Here is a 16,911-nt window from a genome sequence, read left to right as displayed (position 1 = left end):
ATATATTCATGTTCGTTTAAAGATGATCCTGATCTGAGTGTCGTGATGTGTGAAATGCTTTGATTTTTTCAAGTACGAATAAGACAAAGACTAACACAAATATTGATACAGAAAGAAAAAGTGTTTCTTTTCCTCCACCATGTGCAAGCAATATCTCCCTTGAGATTGCTGTCACACTAATCAAAACTAAATAGCGTACCGGAATATGGTGTCCTTCTTTCACGTAACGAATGAGCATTAAAATAATTTCTAATAAAATAAATAACGTTGCGACTTCTTCAATAACATGATATAACTCTTGACTAGAGTTTAACGGAATAATCATTCGAATAATTCGATAAATTTCTTCTGCCATAACAATCAAAATAACCACTACTAAAAAAGCAAGCATAATATCAACCACACTACTTACAATTCGTTCAAAACGGTCAAATTTTTTCATACGATGTCCCCCTTTCTTGTTCACAAGTTAGGTCTATTATATGCAAAAAAAGGAAAAAAAGCTGAAATGAAAACTTGAACTTGAAAAAAAATTGCAGATTTTCTGTGTATCTTCTATACTATAGCTGACATGAAACTCACTTATTGAAGATTGAGGTGTACAAATGATTATTTTTTTCTTGCTATTTATGGCAGTTGTTTTAATTTTTCTGGGAATTGTTTTGCTTAAAAAAACGTTATTTTATTCCCTTATTCCAGAGACAGATGATAATCACCGTTTTTTACATCGATACGGTATAGTGTTCATACTATTAGGGATTATCAGCGTGAGTTTAATCAGTGTCAATCAAAAGTTGATTACCTTGTTTTTTATTGCCATCATGCTACTTGTTTCTGCTTTATTTAGTATCCAATTTGCAAAAAAAATGACAAAATAAATGGATTCGCTTTTCTTTTTCTTCCAAAATAGCTTACAATAGAAGTAAGTTAAAAGGAAGGATGTGGCATTATGTTACAACAATACCAACGAATTATGGTCGCTATCGACGGCTCTAAAGAATCTGAATTAGCTTTCAAGAAAGCTGTAAGTGTCGCTCATCGAAATCAAGCATCACTATTATTGGTACACGTTATTGATACGCGCGCCTTTCAAACGGTAAGTTCTTTTGATACGGTCTTAGCCGAACAAGCAACTGACATGGCAAAACAATCGTTAGAAGAATATTCAAAAACCGCAAAAGAACAAGGTGTGGTCTCTGTTGAAACGACAATTGAATACGGATCTCCTAAAGTATTAATTGCCAAACAAATTCCAGAAGATAAGAAAGTTGATTTAATCATGTTGGGGGCAACAGGTTTAAATGCCGTTGAACGTTTATTCATCGGTTCTGTCTCTGAATATGTCATCCGTCATGCATCATGCGATGTCTTAATTGTACGAACAGATTTAGAAAATCAGTTACCAGAAGAAGAATAAAAAAAGTGAGTGCTTCTTAACGAGGCACTCACTTTTTTCGGGAGTTTTATTCCCAGGGGTTATTGTGAAAGATGACAATGCATCTCTAACACCACTTAGAAACAGTGAAAAATTTCACTGTTTCTATATTTAACCATGTCTGAGAAAAAATGTAAATAGTTTTATCTAAATTTTCTGAATTTTCGGTTATATTCTTTTACTCTTGCGGTAACAAAATAATAAATTCTGTTTTCCCTTCTTCACTAGTAACAGAAATAGTCCCACCATGTGCTTCTACAATTTCTTTGGCAATTGATAGACCTAAACCAGATCCTCCAGTTACCGAAGAACGTGCCGTGTCTAAGCGATAGAATTTATCAAAGATTTTGGCTAATTTTTCTTCTGGAATCGTAGGACCGTAATTAGTAAAAATTAATTGTAGCTGTTTCTCTTTCATTTCTCCAACAACTGTTATTTCACTATCCGCGTAACCATATGCAGATGCATTTTTTAGAATATTATTAAATACGCGGACTAACTTTTCAGGGTCGCCTTTAATGTCTAACTTCTCAGAAACATCAATACGAAGCTGTTGGTTTTTAGCATGAAAAATCGGGTAAAATTCTTCCCCCAGTTGTTCCAACAACAAAGATAACTTAAATGTCGTTTTGTCTAACACAATTTCTTGAAATTCAAAACGCGTAATATAGAAAAATTCTTCTACTAACTGCTCTAAACGATAGGCTTTTTCTAACGCGATGTTTAAGTATTTTGCACGAGTTGTTCGATCAATCTCTGGCGTATCAATCAGTAGAATAATATAACCAATAATCGAAGCCAAGGGCGTTCTTAAATCATGTGCCAAAAAAGTAATAAAATCCTTCGTACGGCTCGTCTCTTGGGCTAAACGTTGCTGTGCTTTTTCGTTGGCTACTTTTATTTTGTCTAGTTCAATACCAATTTCTGCATATTCTTTCGAAAAAAGTTCTTCATTATTTGATTCTAAGGAGTGTTCAATCAACGCAGCGATTCTTTTTCGTTCTTTTTTCAACATTATTTGGCTCATCAGATAAGCAACCAGCCCAATAATCACAATTAAAATACAACCTAGGAAAATCAAGAATCGCTTAAATACATACCAATTGATAACTGAACCATAAAAATATTCATCGTTATCTGAAATATGGACGACTTCTTGTCTAGTAAACAGCTTGCTGACAACAACACCAAAGCTTTCACCAATAATTGTTTGCGTCGCAATTACATAAAAAAAGAGCGCAATTAAAAATAAAATAACTGTCATAAAGAGGATATTTTTTATGATTCGTTTATTCAATTTTATACCCTACTCCCCAAACTGTTTTGATATACTTCGATTGCCCAATTCCTGTATCCTCCATTTTTTCACGTAAATGGCGGATATGAACCATCAATGTATTGTTAGCTGCTGTATAATATTTTTCTTCCCAAACAGTTTTAAATATTTCTTCTGAATCAATGGCAACACCTTGATTTTCCATTAATATTTGTAAAATACGAAACTCTTTTGGTGTCAAATGAAGGTCCCGTTCGTTCAACGAAACTGTTCGCTTATTAAGATCCATCTCTAGTCCTCGTAACGTTAGTAAATGTGTAGGCGTAGCAGATTGATTGTACAAATTATATCGTCTTAACTGCGCTTTTACCCGTGCAACTACTTCTAAAGGTTTGAACGGTTTGGTTATATAATCATCGGCTCCAATGGAGAGTCCTGTTATCTTATCCACTTCATCATCTTTCGCTGTTAACATCAAAACAGGATAATGATGGTTCATCCGAATTAATTCAAGCAATTTCAAACCATCAATTTCTGGTAGCATAATATCTAGAATTGCAGCATCAAATGTTTCTGTTTCAATTTTACTTTTGGCTTCCTTACCTGAAACACAGGTAGTTATCTCGTAGCCCTCATTTCGTAAATATAGGGAAATTAAATTCGCAATTTCTACTTCGTCTTCCACGAGCAAGATGCTCTTTATCATAAGGAATCCACTCCTTTTCATGAAAGATTATATCTTGTTAGGTAACAAAAAGCGACTACTTTCCTATAAAAGATTATAAATATTCACTGCATCCATTACATTATATTGTTCTGAAAAACTATCTCCTTTTGCACCTACTGTCACTAATAGATAGGTGGTGCCATTTTTTCTGCTACACTGGCTAAACATAAACCAGCTTTTTGCGTATACCCCGTTTTACCACCTACTATTTTTCCATTATTCAATGCCAACTGATTGCCGTCTCGTAATAAGGTACTTTTCAAAAAATAACCATTAGGTTCATACAACGTTGGTTCTGTCGTATATTCCAATGTCGTAAAAATTTGATAGAAGTGCTCATTTTTCAGCGCTTGCTTCAATAATTGACTGATATCGCTAACGGAAGAATAATGCCCCTTTACATCTAAACCGGTCGTATTTTTGAAATTTGTTTCTTGCAATCCCATTTTATGGGCATATTCATTCATTAAGTGTACAAAATTTTTCTCACTGCCAGCCACATGTTTCGCAGCTAATTCTGCTGCTTCTCCACCTGAAGGCAGCAAAATCGCATAAGCAATATCTCTTATCGATACTTCATCTTCTCGCATAAAGCTAGCCATTGACGCACCTTCAGATGTTAATTGATCAATTATTGCGCCGTCTACTAAGATTTTCTTTGTTAAATCTTGTTCTTCTTCCAATAAAATATAAGCTGTCATGATTTTTGTTAAAGATGCGATCGGCACTTTTTGATGTCGATTTTTTTCTAAAAGTACTTGATTATCGCTTAAATCCATTAATAGATAGTTGGAGCTGTAGACCTTCGTTTTTTCCTGTTTCTCTGATTTTTTATTACTTGTAAATACAACGACTTCTGATTGGGATGAATTCTTTGCACTACTCAACCCAATCCATGTTATAAAACAAATAAAACTTACAATAAGTAGTCCGATAATTTTTTTCATCTTAATCACCTCTAAAGGCAATATAACAAGAAATTTCATATCAGTTATAAATTATTTATATACGAAATCTTATTTTTTCTTAAGGTCTTTACATGAAAAAATATTCTTGGGCAAAGTACCCAAGAACATTTTTTAATCAAACCGTGCCCAGAATTTCCGTTGGTAATATTCATACCAGACTACACTGATGATAAGTAATACCAAAAAGACTGGGACATCAATTACCCATACAGAAAACATAATTGCCAGAAAACCATAAACCACAACTAACAAGACACTACAAAAGACTGTCAGCGTCATCAATAGCGCCAAGCCCCAAGTCCCTGCGCCTCTTGTGAAGAGTTGACTAACGTTCGTCCAACGTAACTCTAGCAAACGATAATCTCTCACAAAATAGCGTTGTGAAAACAAATAGGTTCCTACAAGTATTCCTGCCAAAAGAGCCAACATATGAGCAAATCGTAAATGGAAGAACAAGCCACCTGCTAAAGCAATAACCGCTGAAATAATCATCTGCACGCCACAAGCAAACCAAAACTTTGTTTTTAAATAGTGACGCATAGAAATCGGTAAAGTACGCATATAGAGAAAGTTTTCTTTGTCTAATGAAATGATATTCCCCACAAAAGACATTGGATTAATGGTCATCGCTGAAAAAGCGATACCTGCAAAGAAGACCACGCCTAAAACACGATACGGTAGCCAAGATAACTCAAATTGTCCAGAAATTCCAAATGCAACAATAAAAATCACTGGAAATAAGACCGAATTTGAAAAGACCTGCATAATTAAGTTTGGGTCACGAATCAGCTGAAAATTATAACCAAACAGCAACTGTCGTAGCGATTGATTGGCTTTATATTTTCTTTTTTCTGAAGACACTCCAGGGGAAGCATCTAATAGTTGTTCATAAAGTTTAGGTAAAAGTCGCTTACGCAGAATGACTAATAATCCAATGGTTACAACAATTAGTCCTAGTAAACTGGACAAACCAACCGTTGCCAATGGTGCTGTGACCACATAGAAAAACGGCATCAATAGCCGAATTGTCGCCCGATCAGTTAAAACAATTTCTGAAGTCGACTGTGTATTCATTAATAAGATGCCTACAATCGCAATGCCCATTGAGAAAACTAATAATAATGTCGTTACAAGCTTTTTATGCTTTTTAAAAAATGTTGTTCGTGTTAAACCAAAAACAATGATACTACAAATACTAAAAATGATTGCTAAGAATAAACCAAACAACACGAATGCGAGAAGAATAGCAAGTGGGATGAAAACACCTGCTTGCATACCTGCAAGTAGAAAAACCACAAATACTGGTAGCGTAAATGGAACAATTGTGATTGTGACAACAATAATTTTTGCTAGAAATATTTCTGATTGCCGAAATGGCAATGGTAAATACCCCGGCAAATCTTGACTTTCAAAAAAGATATTGTAAATCACTGAAATTCCCTGAGAAAAAGCAATAATGCCAAATAGCGCAACATAATAGGTAAAAAAACCCGGCATTTGTTTAAAATTTACGCTTAACAACATCACTCCGTATAGTGCAATGAAAACAATCCCCGATAATAGGTATTGATTGACGAGTGAACGTGTTAATTTTTTCCCCGTTTTTCCTGATTTACGGGCTTTGTCCGTCATTTGCGGATTGGCATAACGGAAATTTACTTTGACTAACTCACTCAGTTTGTTGTTCATTAGCAACCTCCTCTTGTCTGCCAGCCATCTGTAAATAAATCGCTTCTAATGATTGCGAAGGTGCAGTAGCTAATAGATCTGCAACAGAACCGTTATACAACAATTCTCCTTGTTTTAAAATTGCTAGTTGATCACATAATTGCTGAGCAGTATCCAAAACATGTGTTGAAAAGATGACAGTTTTCCCTTTTGCTGCATGTGCCCGCATCATCTCTTTTAAATCAAAGGCAGCTTGTGGATCCAAGCCTTGTAACGGTTCATCTAAAATCCAAATATCAGGATCTGAAAGTAAGGCAGCGATTAAAATTGTTTTTTGGCGCATCCCATGAGAAAAACTTGCGATTGTTTCTTCTTGATGAGTCAACATATCAAATAGTTTTCCCAAGGATTGTATCCGTGCTTCTTTCAATTGCGGCTCCACTTCGTAAGCCGCAGCAACTAAATCCCAATATTCTCCAGCTGTTAATTGTAAAAATAAATCAGGCGTATCTGGTACGTAACCAATTCGTTTTTTAATCTCGGAACGATGCGTGGCCAAATCCCAACCATCAACAGTAATCGTGCCACTTGTTGGTTGAATAATACTTACCAAACTTTTAATCGTTGTCGATTTCCCAGCCCCATTGTGTCCTAAAAACCCAAAAATTTCTCCTTGTCGAATCGTTAAATTTAAATTATTTAATGCTTTTTTTGTCCCGTAATGTTTACTAACTCCAGTAAATTCAATCATCAAACCCCTCCTTTATTTTATTGTAACATAAATGAAAAAAGACGATAACCAACAGATTATCGTCTTTTTGCTTATAATTGATTCATTTCTACACCGTAATCATCGACAACTTTTTTCAGGCTAAAACCACGTCCATGGACTTCACTTGCATTTAGCGTAATAAAGAAGGCTGTTTCATCAATCGTTAAAATAGCTTCTTTGACTTGTGGAAAATCTTTCTCACTCATCACGGTCATCAATAATTTACTTGATGTTTGACTGTATCCACCTTCAATCGGAATGATTGTCACACCTTTATCCAAAGTAGTAGTCAACACTTCTTTGATTTCTGCATATTTTGGTGAAATAATCATGACATTCTTCGAGCGATCCAAACCAACTTGAACCATATCTACGACACGTCCAATTAAAAATAAACTAATAATTGAAAAAAGTACCACATCCGTATCAAAAGCAATTAAAGCAGACAAGATAACTAGACCGTCTACAAATAAAATAGCGACTCCTAAAGACACATGAAGATATTTATGCACGATTTGTGAAATAATAGCTGTTCCACCAGTTGAAGCATTTCCACGAAAGACTAACCCTAAACCAATCCCCGTTACAATCCCGCCAAATAAGGCTGCTAAAAAGAGATCGTGTGTTAATACTGGCAAATGAGATGTGATTCCTACAAAAAATGGGTAAATTAAACTACCGAAGATCGTTTTTAAACCGACTTCTTTTCCTAATAATAAGAAACATAAAATAAGTAATGGAATATTAATAGCGTATAAAATAATTGCCGGATTCCAACCAAATAAATGATTGATTACAACACTAATCCCGTTTGCACCACCTGCGACGATTTGATTTGGCAAGAGAATGCAGTTAATTGAGATTGCTAAAACAAGCGCTCCTAAACTAACAAAAAAAGCATCTTGCACTTGTTGACTTGTTACGATTTTTTTCACATTGTTCCCCCACTTACTAAAAGATTTTACGTACCATTTGGTATCTTATCACGAGTTTTCATCCTTCGCTAGCTGAAACTCTAAAAACCGCAAAAAATCCCATCTAGTAAACTAGACAGGATTCTTCTTTATTTTTGAATAGCAGCAATTAATTGGGTCACTGCCTGCTCAATATTAGCTGGCGTAGTTGCTAAATTGATTCGGATAAAACCTTTGGCATCTGGTGAGAACCATTCTCCAAAATCAATCGCTAATTTTGCCGTATCTTGTACAACTTCTTTCACTTTATCTTCTGCGACATACGCACGGAGGTCAACCCACATTAAGTAGGTGCCTTCTAGAGGTGTAACCTGAATGTTTGGTAGCTTCTCAGCAAATGTTTCTTTGGCATATTGGTAGTTGCTATTAATTGTTGCCAGTAAGCCTTCCAACCACTCATCTCCTGTTTCATAAGCAACTTTGGCGGCTAACTGCCCAATCAAACTATTTTCCGTTTGCTTGTATTCTTTTGCCCAATTTTGGTATTGAGTCCGTAATGTTTCATCAGGAATCCAGACATGCGAGTTTAACAAACTCGCTAGATTGAATGTTTTTGACGAAGAGTTCACTAAAATCAAGCGGTCTAAGAAACGACCATTTTCAACCATCACTGCTGAACAGAAAGGTTGGAAGACAATATCTGAATGAATTTCGTCAGCTAAGACTAAGACTTGATGTTTTTCACAAATGGCCATAACCGCAGCCAATTCTTCCTCCGACCAAACACGTCCCACAGGATTATGTGGTGAACAAAGAATATACAATTTTGGTTGGTGTGCAATGATTTTTGCTTCGAAATCTGCTAAATCCATCACGTAACGACCAGCTTCTAATTTTAAATCCGATGTAATTAATGTTCGATGCTTGTCTTGAATAGCATTGAAAAATGGATAGTAGACCGGTGGTTGAATGATGACACCATCGCCCACTTCAGTGAAACAATCAATCAAATCGTATAGCGATTGGACAACCCCTGTTGAAAACGACAGCCATTCTTCTTGCAAGTTTGTTTTGGCATGACGCTGTTGCCACCCTTGATACGCTTTAAAGTAATCTGTTGTGACCATAGAATAACCAAATACGCCATGTTGAATGCGCTCTGCTAATGCTTGAGAGACGGTTTTTGGCACAGCAAATTCCATATCTGCAACCCAAATCGGTAAGAGTTCCCCATCACCAAAACGTTCTTCTAAGGCATCCCACTTTGTCGAATCTGTCTGTTTTCGTTCAACCGCATAGGTTTCAATAAATTTTTCTTTATTCAATCCAATCCCTCGTTTCTTATAAATATTTTTCTAAAGCAACGGCAATCCCATCTTCATTATTTGAAAGCGTAATGTGATCAGCAATAGTTTTTAAATCTTCTACAGCATTTTCCATTGCGACGGCGATGCCCGCATAACTTAACAACGACGCATCATTATGTCCGTCACCAAAGGCAATCAATTCTTCGGCTTTTATATCAAAAGTTGGTAACACCGTATCAAGTGCTTTGGCTTTATCAATACCTTTATCGGTAAATTCAAAATAGAAAGGTGCTGTAAACATTGCACTTAAACGCTCTTTAAATGGGGCACTCAGCGCCTGATGATTCTCTTGCAAGTAGTCTATTTCACCAACAACTAAGATTTTATTTAATGGAAAATCGGCAAAAGTTGCCAAATCGTCTACTTCGCACAGTTTAAAATTCCCACCACGTGATTCATATTCAAAGATATTGAATGGTCCTTCTGGTAATTGAACATAATTATTGTATACATCTGTTACATACATGTACTCATCTTTATTAATCATTGGTCGCACATCAAATTGCTTCAAGTGTGCTAGTACTTCTTGTGCATCCTCGATTGCTAATGTTTGATTAAATAAGATATCGTCTGTTTTGCAATCAACAACACAAGCCCCATTAAAGGAAACGAGCAACCCTTCATATTCTGTCATTTTTAATTCCTTGGCTAAGTGGTACATCCCAGTTGTCGGACGTCCAGAAGCCAAGATGACACGAATCCCATTTTCTTGCGCTTGAATCAACGCTTGTTTTGTTTTTTCAGTGATAACCTTTTCATTTGATAGTAATGTACCATCAATATCTAACACAATACCTTTAATTGTCATATATTTCACCTTTTCCCTTCTTTATTTTTATGATAAACGAGTAAATCAGTAAATGCAACTAGAGGAAAAAAACAAAAATTCCATCCTGATATTTACAGGACGGAATTTTTAAAACTCTTATTTTGTAGCTAATACTTGATGTAAAAATGCCAGAATTAATTCTTTGGTCTCATCTTGGGTAAAAGGGGCATCAGCATGTTCAGCACCTTCAAAAATATAAAACTCAGAGTGTACACCTGCTGCTTGCAACGCATCATACAATAATTGGCTTTGACTAACTGGTACAATCGTGTCAGCATCACCATGCAAAATTAGAAACGGTGGCGTTTGCCCAGTAATAAATTTGGTCACATCCGGGTAATTTAATGCGTCCAATGGGACATTGACTTGCGTCAATTCATGAATCGCTTCTCGTAAACGGAATTTTCGCAAAGAAAAACGTGGAACTTCAGCTAAAAAAGCTGGCACAGATACTAATGGATACCAAGGAACAACTGCTTTAACTCGACTTGAATATTTCAAGTAATCGCCTTTGTCGTACTCGCGTGTGTTAGCTGTAGCACCAACTAAAGCGGCTAAATAACCACCTGCCGATTCTCCCATCACAACAAACCGTTGTGGGTCCAAGCCAAATTCTTCACTATGCGCTTTCAAATAGCGAATGGCTAATTTCACATCTTCAATCTGATTGGGAAATTTTGTCTGCGCCGTCACACTATAATCTATACTCGCAACAGCAAATCCTTTTTTTGCAAACCATGCCAGTTCTGGGGTCCAGACATTGCGATCCATTGCCGAGAAACTTCCTCCACATAACCAAATAATCACAGGAAAATCCGTGTACTTTTCATCATATGGAAAAGATGTTCGCGGACGCATCAAGCTTAAACTTAATGGACGGTAGACCGCATTACTGCCTTCCACTCGATGTCCATAGACAATTTCCGGGATTAAGTTCAAGACTGGTTTTTTCCGTTCAATGGTAATCTTTTTTTGCATGTCCTCTTCTCCTCGTAAAATATATTTTTATTTTGGCATCAATTCTTTGGCCTTTATCTTTTTCTTTAGCAAATCTGTAGTTTCTGCCAAGCGTTTTTCTTGGGTAGCAGCACGTTTGGCACTATACACGTAAGTTAACCATTTTTTCTGATAACCGGGTGCTAATTGTTGGAAAAATGACAGCGCCTCAGGTTCATTGGCAAGTGCTTCTTCCAATTGTGGACGGTAATCATTGTAATCAATTTTCGTTTCGTTAGTTTTAGCTTTCTTTTTCGCGGTGCGTTTCATTCCTACAATGGTATACGTATCATCTAACTTGACCATTTGATTAAATTTAAAATCTGTTCCTTTAATAAAACCCTCGCTTGTCACTTGCAATGCTGGAAAAATATCGTCACGATGCACATAAGTATCTAACACTTTGTTGCCTTTTTTAGGATAGCAAATCAATACACGTCCATTCATTGCAACAGCTTCAGTAGCTATGAGACGCTCAACAGATTCTTTCATTTCTTCTAACGTTTTAACAAATAAAATAACCGTGGAAACTGGTTCTTTGGGAAACCCTTCTATCACTTGAAAATCAGAAAAATAATTTGTATCTGGTTGGTGAATAACCACAATCGGCTCTTCAAGAGACAGACGCAGTTTCTTCGCTAATACTTCACTCATTTTACCTACTCCTTTTTTTCTTTCCACAACTTTTTCCTACTGCTATAATAATACAAAACAGACTAATTTAGCGAGGAGCAACCACTATGACGATTCAAGCATCTCTTTCATTGTCCAAAGAAAAAGTAGCCATTACTTTAAATGAGGAACAAGGCCAACTAACAATTTTTTTACAGTAACGATAAATCTTTATTCAATCCTGAAAAAAGCGTCTATCTACTATTTAAAGAACACGCGTTAAAAGAAGTGGGCGTCGCCGAGGAAAAATTAACAACGCGAACGTCTTTTGATACATTCGTACAAATTACTCCTCCTTGGGATATCGAACAAAACTTTCTTGCGCAACGCTTCATGCAAACCGCCGATGAAGCTGGACTGAAACTGACCAAACATCAACATGAACCTATCCCTGCAAATTATTACAATAGTACGTCTGCTTATCAAGAAGTTATTCTAACTATTCTTGATAAATTCGGCTTCTCCATCAAAGCATCTGAGAAACCAAAAAAAGCCGCTCCCGCTAAAGCACAGCATCGATGGAAGAAAGCAGTTAGTACCATTGAATTTTACGTAGATGACTTTGATAGTCAAGCCACAGTTATTTGGCAAAAACGCAATGAAATGCGCATCAAAAAAGGCGCCAAGCTACGAAAAGACGTCCCCTTAAACAAAGATGGTTCCCTTGGCTTAGCTGCCCGCTTCACGAAACAATTACGTGAAGAACATGCAGACAAAATTGAGAACTTTGTGACAACAGAAGACGTTGTTTTAAAAAGTGTCAATGAAGTCGGTCACTTCTTGTATTATGCAGGAACCAACAGTTGGCTCGTATTAAAAGATAAAGACGGCAAATCCATTGACGAATGGACAGTTGTCAAATAAAAAAAAGCACTTAAAAAGACGCGTAACACGTCTTCTTAAGTGCTTTTTTCTACATCCAATAATTTAAATAAAAGTAAGAGAGTATATACAAACCATAAATATGCGCTGGATAGAAGGTATAGAAGAAATATTTATCGCCACGCCCTTTTTGTCCGTTATACAAAGCTAATGGTACGACGGCAAAGACCATCATCCATTGATAATTTGACAACAAGTGACTAAAATCAAAACCAGTTGTCACTACTGACACAACAAGTAATGCTAAAAACTGTAATGCTCGCTTTTCTCTCAACAAATAAAACAGAACCCCAAGCAACACACTTAAGAATCCACCTTCAACGGTTAAATAAGAAGGAAAAACTTGTAAGAGATACACAGATGCCATACTAACGGTATCTGAAGACATCGTGACTAAGAATGGGATGGCAATTAGTAACGGCAATAAGACCAATGCAATACCTTTTACCCATTGTTTTTGTTTACAAGCTTCGATACTATACATGACCAACGTCGCTAAAAACAACGTACCAAACACATTATTAATGATTGTTACTTCATTCATCGGAAAGATTTTAGGAATAACCAAATTTCCTAAATTCATTCCCCAAAAACCAATCAACAAGCGTGACATATATTTCAAACGATTGCGCGTATAATAAAATCCTTCCGCACTCATAAATAAGAAGATTGGTAATACAATTCGACCAAACATATTTAAAATAGTCGGTGGATTTACGTAATTAAACATCTCATACACGTGATCTCCTACCATTAAAATAATGCCAATTAATTTTATTTGATACCCAGTTAAACTAAATTTCTTTTCCATTATGTCCCTCCATCTATTGAATAAACAAAGTGTAGCACGAAAAAGATACTAATGACCTTTCATTATTGATAGATGGGCGATGAATTTTGTTAGCTCGATATAATAAAAAAACTATCCAAACATCTACGCTTGGATAGTTCCCAATTATTAGAAGGCTTTTTCATCTGGATTTGAGGCTTGCCCAGCTGTCCCTTTTAACTGATCAATGGCTTGCATGTCTTCATCACTTAATTCAAAATCAAACAATTGTGCATTTTCAATAATGCGGTCTTCGTTCACTGATTTTGGCAATGGCAAGAAGCCATGTTGTAAGCTCCAACGTAAGACTATTTGAGCAACAGTCTTCTGATATTTTTCAGCAATTGTTTTTAGTTCTGGAATCGTAAAAATATCACCTGTGCCTAAAGGACTGTATGCTTCACTTAAAATATTGTGGGCTTTATTATATGCCACCACTTCTTCTTGTGCATCACTTGGGTTTAAATAAATTTGATTTACAACCGGTTGAATCTTGGCTGTTTCTAACAATGCATCTAAATGGTGAGGCATAAAGTTCGAAACACCAATGGCACGGATTTTCCCTGCTTCTACTGCTTCTTCCATGGCACGCCAAGCTTCCGCATTTCCTTCTTTCCAATTCTCACGAATAGCAGCGGGATTTGGCCAATGAATGAGATATAAGTCCAAATAGCCCACATCTAATTTTCCTAATGAATCATCAATCGCTTTTTTCGCTGCTTCATAGGAATGAGCATCATTCCATAATTTCGTAGTGACAAAAATTTCTTCTCGTGGAATTCCACTTTTGGCAATGCCTCGACCAACAGATGCTTCATTTTTATAAGCAGCTGCTGTATCAATATGACGATAACCAGCTTTTAATGCAGCTAAAACAGAACGTTCAGCTACCTCTCCATCTGGCGTTTGCCATGTACCAAATCCGACAACTGGAATTTCGACACCATTTGCTAACGTATACGTATCACTTAAACTCATCCTGATTCCTCCTATTAATGATTGTAGCTACCCTAAAAAAGATAGCCCTTTCTTCTATGATAACACTTTTTGCTTTTAGCAGACAAATTGTTTCACTTGCAATAAATATACATATTTTTGCTTTTTCATGAAAAAATCAGCTATTTTTTCGTATAAACATTCAAAAAAGCTTGCAACTTTTTATAAAATGTATTAATATACATTTTATAACTCATATAACTAAAAAATATTCATAAATAAAAAGAGAAAAGAGTGAAACATATGGATCTTATGTTAGGGGTCGTAATCGATTTTGGTAAAACAATCAAATGGATACCTACATTCATTGACGGGACGATTGTAACAATTGTCTTATCATTAACAACCGTTATTATTGGGTCATTCATCGGATTAATCGCTACATTAATGAAACAATCTCATGTAAAAATATTCAAAATTATTGCCGCAATTTATACACAAATTATTCGAGGCACGCCATTATTGGTTCAACTCTTCATTTGGCTTTATGCTATGCCAATTATCGGTGTCTCATTACCATCATTGCCATTTCTTGGTTCTACATATGGTTCAAGAGAATTTTTGACAGCTGTTGTTGCGCTATCGATTAATTCAGGGGCTTATATTTGCGAACTACTACGCGGTGGATTAGAAGCCATCGACAAAGGACAAATGGAAGCTGGCCGCTCACTTGGCTTAAGTCGAGGACAAACCATGAAAGCTGTCATCATTCCGCAAGCTATTCGTGTCGTTCTACCAGGATTGGGAAATGAATTTATTATGATGATTAAAGAGTCTTCTATTGTATCGGTTGTCGGAATTTTCGATGTCATGTATACAAGCAATATTGTCAAAGCAGCGACTTATTCAATCTTTGAACCGTTAATCATCGTAGCAATTATTTATTTTATCCTAACTTTTGCACTTACTTCCTTAGTGAAACAACTAGAAAAGAGGTTAAATGTTTATGATTAAGACAATTGATTTAACAAAAAGCTTTGGTGATCTTCCTGTATTAAATGGTATCTCTACTGATATTCAACAAGGAGAAACGGTTGCAATCATTGGTCCCTCTGGATCAGGAAAATCGACTTTTCTACGTTGTTTGAATTTAATGGAAGTCCCTACCAGTGGTGACATTTATTTTAAAGATATTTTATTGACTGATCCTAATCTAAAAGATACAGAAATCAATCACATCCGTGAGAATATCGGTATGGTTTTCCAACACTTCAACTTATTTCCAAATATGACTGTTTTAGAAAACATTATTTTAGCACCAATGAAATTAAAACAACTCTCTAAGGCAGATGCCTCAAACAAGGCCGAAGAATTATTGAAAAAAGTCGGCCTATTGGATAAACGAGATGTCTATCCAAATAAATTATCTGGTGGACAAAAACAACGGGTCGCTATTGCACGAGCCTTAGCAATGGAACCTGAAGTAATGCTATTTGATGAACCGACTTCCGCACTTGATCCTGAAATGGTCAAAGAAGTATTACTAGTGATTCAAGACTTAGCAAAAAGTAATCTGACAACAATTATCGTGACACATGAAATGAATTTCGCCAAACAAGTCGCATCTCGGGTTCTCTTCATTGACCAAGGAACAATCATTGAAGAAGGCACACCGACTGAACTGTTTGACCATCCAAAAGAACAACGAACGAAGACCTTTTTAGATCAAATTACATTTTAAAAACTAAACATTAAACGAGGAAGTGTCTCATATGAAAACAAAAAAATGGTTATTCCCAATTATATTAAGTACAGCAGCCTTCGTTTTTGCTGCTTGTGGTTCTTCTGACAAAGCAGAAGCGGATAAGTTACAACAAATTAAAGACAGCGGGAAATTAGTGGTCGGAACTTCTCCAGACTTTCCTCCTTATGAATTTTATATTTTAAATGAAACTGGCGAAAAAGAAATTGTCGGTAGTGATGTCGCTCTTGCTCAAGCAGTCGCCGATGAAATCGGTGTTGATTTAGAGTTTAAAGCAACCGATTTTAATGGCGTATTAGCAAACATCCAAACTAATAGTGTAGACTTCGGGATTTCTGGTTTTGTAGGTACCGATCAACGGAAAGAAATCATGGATTTCTCAGATGGTTATCAGCAAGAAGTGGATGATGGTTTCCAAGGTGTACTTGTTTCCAAAAAGATTGCTGATCAGTACAAAACCTTAGATGAGTTAAAGGCAGCCAATTTAGTGATTGGCGCACAAGGTGGCTCGATTCAGTTTGAAACGGCCGGTTTACTGACTGATGCCAAAAATATTAAACAATTTGGAACGATGGACGCCGCAGTACTTGCGTTAAACTCAGGGGATATTCAAGCAGTTACTGTTTCAACTTCTTCTGTTGAACCATTGCTAACGACTTTCCCAGATTTAGTGATTTTACCAAAAGAAGAATTTAATTTAGATACGGAAAATAAATACGGAACGAATGTTATCGGCTTTCCCAAAGGTGATGACACGAAATCATTTATCGATCTCGTAAATAACGTCATCAAAGAAAACAAAGACAACGGCAATCTTGATAAATGGAAAGAAGAAGCCAAAGAACAAGCCAAAAATGCTTTAGAAGAATAGGAGATTG

At 36.1% G+C, this 16,911-nt stretch carries 19 protein-coding genes; 6 read left to right on the top strand and 13 right to left on the bottom strand.

Annotated features, from left to right (window positions below):
* Positions 1 to 16: 16 nt before the first annotated feature.
* Positions 17 to 442, bottom strand: coding sequence for a phosphate-starvation-inducible PsiE family protein (locus BAU17_RS01760; RefSeq protein ID WP_161901094.1), 426 nt, complete (start codon positions 440 to 442; stop codon positions 17 to 19).
* 163 nt (positions 443 to 605) lie between these two features.
* Between BAU17_RS01760 and BAU17_RS01755 the strand changes: the two genes are divergently transcribed.
* Together BAU17_RS01755 and BAU17_RS01750 are read left to right on the top strand one after the other, a co-directional pair.
* A complete protein-coding gene (locus BAU17_RS01755) occupies positions 606 to 878 on the top strand; it encodes a hypothetical protein (RefSeq protein ID WP_161901093.1) in 273 nt (90 codons plus the stop codon).
* A 71-nt stretch (positions 879 to 949) separates the two neighbouring features.
* Positions 950 to 1,417 carry a universal stress protein gene (locus tag BAU17_RS01750; RefSeq protein WP_161901092.1) on the top strand — a complete coding sequence of 156 codons (468 nt, stop codon included), beginning with the start codon at positions 950 to 952 and terminating at the stop codon, positions 1,415 to 1,417.
* A gap of 196 nt (positions 1,418 to 1,613) precedes the next feature.
* Here BAU17_RS01750 and BAU17_RS01745 read toward each other — a convergent pair whose 3' ends face one another.
* From BAU17_RS01745 to BAU17_RS01700, 10 genes are all read right to left on the bottom strand, one after another.
* Positions 1,614 to 2,732, bottom strand: a complete 1,119-nt coding sequence (locus BAU17_RS01745; RefSeq protein WP_161901091.1) for a sensor histidine kinase — start codon at positions 2,730 to 2,732, stop codon at positions 1,614 to 1,616.
* Positions 2,725 to 3,417: a response regulator transcription factor gene (locus BAU17_RS01740; RefSeq protein ID WP_161901090.1), complete on the bottom strand. Its 693-nt coding sequence runs from the start codon at positions 3,415 to 3,417 to the stop codon at positions 2,725 to 2,727. The genes BAU17_RS01745 and BAU17_RS01740 overlap by 8 nt, the downstream gene beginning before the upstream one ends.
* Positions 3,418 to 3,560: 143 nt before the next feature.
* Positions 3,561 to 4,385 (bottom strand): D-alanyl-D-alanine carboxypeptidase family protein, encoded by an 825-nt coding sequence (locus BAU17_RS01735; protein WP_161901089.1) that lies wholly within the window; start codon positions 4,383 to 4,385, stop codon positions 3,561 to 3,563.
* 132 nt (positions 4,386 to 4,517) lie between these two features.
* The gene (locus BAU17_RS01730) at positions 4,518 to 6,095 is read right to left on the bottom strand and encodes an ABC transporter permease (protein ID WP_161901088.1); all 1,578 of its coding nucleotides are present in this window, start codon (positions 6,093 to 6,095) and stop codon (positions 4,518 to 4,520) included.
* Positions 6,076 to 6,825, bottom strand: coding sequence for an ABC transporter ATP-binding protein (locus BAU17_RS01725; RefSeq protein ID WP_161901087.1), 750 nt, complete (start codon positions 6,823 to 6,825; stop codon positions 6,076 to 6,078). The genes BAU17_RS01730 and BAU17_RS01725 overlap by 20 nt, the downstream gene beginning before the upstream one ends.
* Before the next feature lie 71 nt (positions 6,826 to 6,896).
* Entirely contained in the window at positions 6,897 to 7,781 is an 885-nt protein-coding gene (locus BAU17_RS01720) for a YitT family protein (RefSeq protein WP_161901086.1), read from the bottom strand.
* Between the two features lie 128 nt (positions 7,782 to 7,909).
* Positions 7,910 to 9,085 carry a MalY/PatB family protein gene (locus BAU17_RS01715; protein WP_161901085.1) on the bottom strand — a complete coding sequence of 392 codons (1,176 nt, stop codon included), beginning with the start codon at positions 9,083 to 9,085 and terminating at the stop codon, positions 7,910 to 7,912.
* Between the two features lie 16 nt (positions 9,086 to 9,101).
* Positions 9,102 to 9,935, bottom strand: a complete 834-nt coding sequence (locus BAU17_RS01710; protein ID WP_161901099.1) for a Cof-type HAD-IIB family hydrolase — start codon at positions 9,933 to 9,935, stop codon at positions 9,102 to 9,104.
* A gap of 117 nt (positions 9,936 to 10,052) precedes the next feature.
* A complete protein-coding gene (locus BAU17_RS01705; RefSeq protein ID WP_161901084.1) occupies positions 10,053 to 10,934 on the bottom strand; it encodes an alpha/beta hydrolase in 882 nt (293 codons plus the stop codon).
* Positions 10,935 to 10,961: 27 nt separating this feature from the next.
* Positions 10,962 to 11,606, bottom strand: coding sequence for a YdeI/OmpD-associated family protein (locus tag BAU17_RS01700; protein WP_161901083.1), 645 nt, complete (start codon positions 11,604 to 11,606; stop codon positions 10,962 to 10,964).
* Between the two features lie 246 nt (positions 11,607 to 11,852).
* Between BAU17_RS01700 and BAU17_RS01695 the strand changes: the two genes are divergently transcribed.
* On the top strand, positions 11,853 to 12,488 hold the full coding sequence (locus tag BAU17_RS01695) for a hypothetical protein (RefSeq protein ID WP_237579067.1): 636 nt from the start codon (positions 11,853 to 11,855) through the stop codon (positions 12,486 to 12,488).
* A 49-nt stretch (positions 12,489 to 12,537) separates the two neighbouring features.
* On the opposite strand, the gene BAU17_RS01690 is transcribed toward BAU17_RS01695, so the two are convergent.
* Together BAU17_RS01690 and BAU17_RS01685 are read right to left on the bottom strand one after the other, a co-directional pair.
* Positions 12,538 to 13,317: a TraX family protein gene (locus BAU17_RS01690; RefSeq protein ID WP_161901082.1), complete on the bottom strand. Its 780-nt coding sequence runs from the start codon at positions 13,315 to 13,317 to the stop codon at positions 12,538 to 12,540.
* A gap of 147 nt (positions 13,318 to 13,464) precedes the next feature.
* Complete coding sequence (locus BAU17_RS01685) at positions 13,465 to 14,313, bottom strand: aldo/keto reductase (RefSeq protein WP_161901081.1); 849 nt, start codon at positions 14,311 to 14,313, stop codon at positions 13,465 to 13,467.
* A gap of 261 nt (positions 14,314 to 14,574) precedes the next feature.
* On the opposite strand from BAU17_RS01685, the gene BAU17_RS01680 reads away from it, so the two are divergent.
* The 3 genes from BAU17_RS01680 to BAU17_RS01670 are packed head-to-tail and all read left to right on the top strand — an operon-like array spanning position 14,575 to position 16,904.
* Positions 14,575 to 15,285, top strand: coding sequence for an amino acid ABC transporter permease (locus BAU17_RS01680; protein ID WP_161901080.1), 711 nt, complete (start codon positions 14,575 to 14,577; stop codon positions 15,283 to 15,285).
* The gene (locus BAU17_RS01675) at positions 15,278 to 16,012 is read left to right on the top strand and encodes an amino acid ABC transporter ATP-binding protein (protein WP_161901079.1); all 735 of its coding nucleotides are present in this window, start codon (positions 15,278 to 15,280) and stop codon (positions 16,010 to 16,012) included. Before BAU17_RS01680 ends, BAU17_RS01675 begins: the two co-directional genes overlap by 8 nt.
* A 31-nt stretch (positions 16,013 to 16,043) precedes the next feature.
* Positions 16,044 to 16,904: a transporter substrate-binding domain-containing protein gene (locus BAU17_RS01670; protein ID WP_161901078.1), complete on the top strand. Its 861-nt coding sequence runs from the start codon at positions 16,044 to 16,046 to the stop codon at positions 16,902 to 16,904.
* Positions 16,905 to 16,911: the final 7 nt, after the last annotated feature.

Origin of the sequence: Candidatus Enterococcus willemsii (genome assembly GCF_009933335.1) — a bacterium.
In the GTDB taxonomy this organism is placed as follows: domain Bacteria; phylum Bacillota; class Bacilli; order Lactobacillales; family Enterococcaceae; genus Enterococcus_F; species Enterococcus_F willemsii.
The sequence above is the reverse complement of the archived record's forward strand: the minus strand, read 5'-3'. Positions and strand labels throughout refer to the sequence as shown.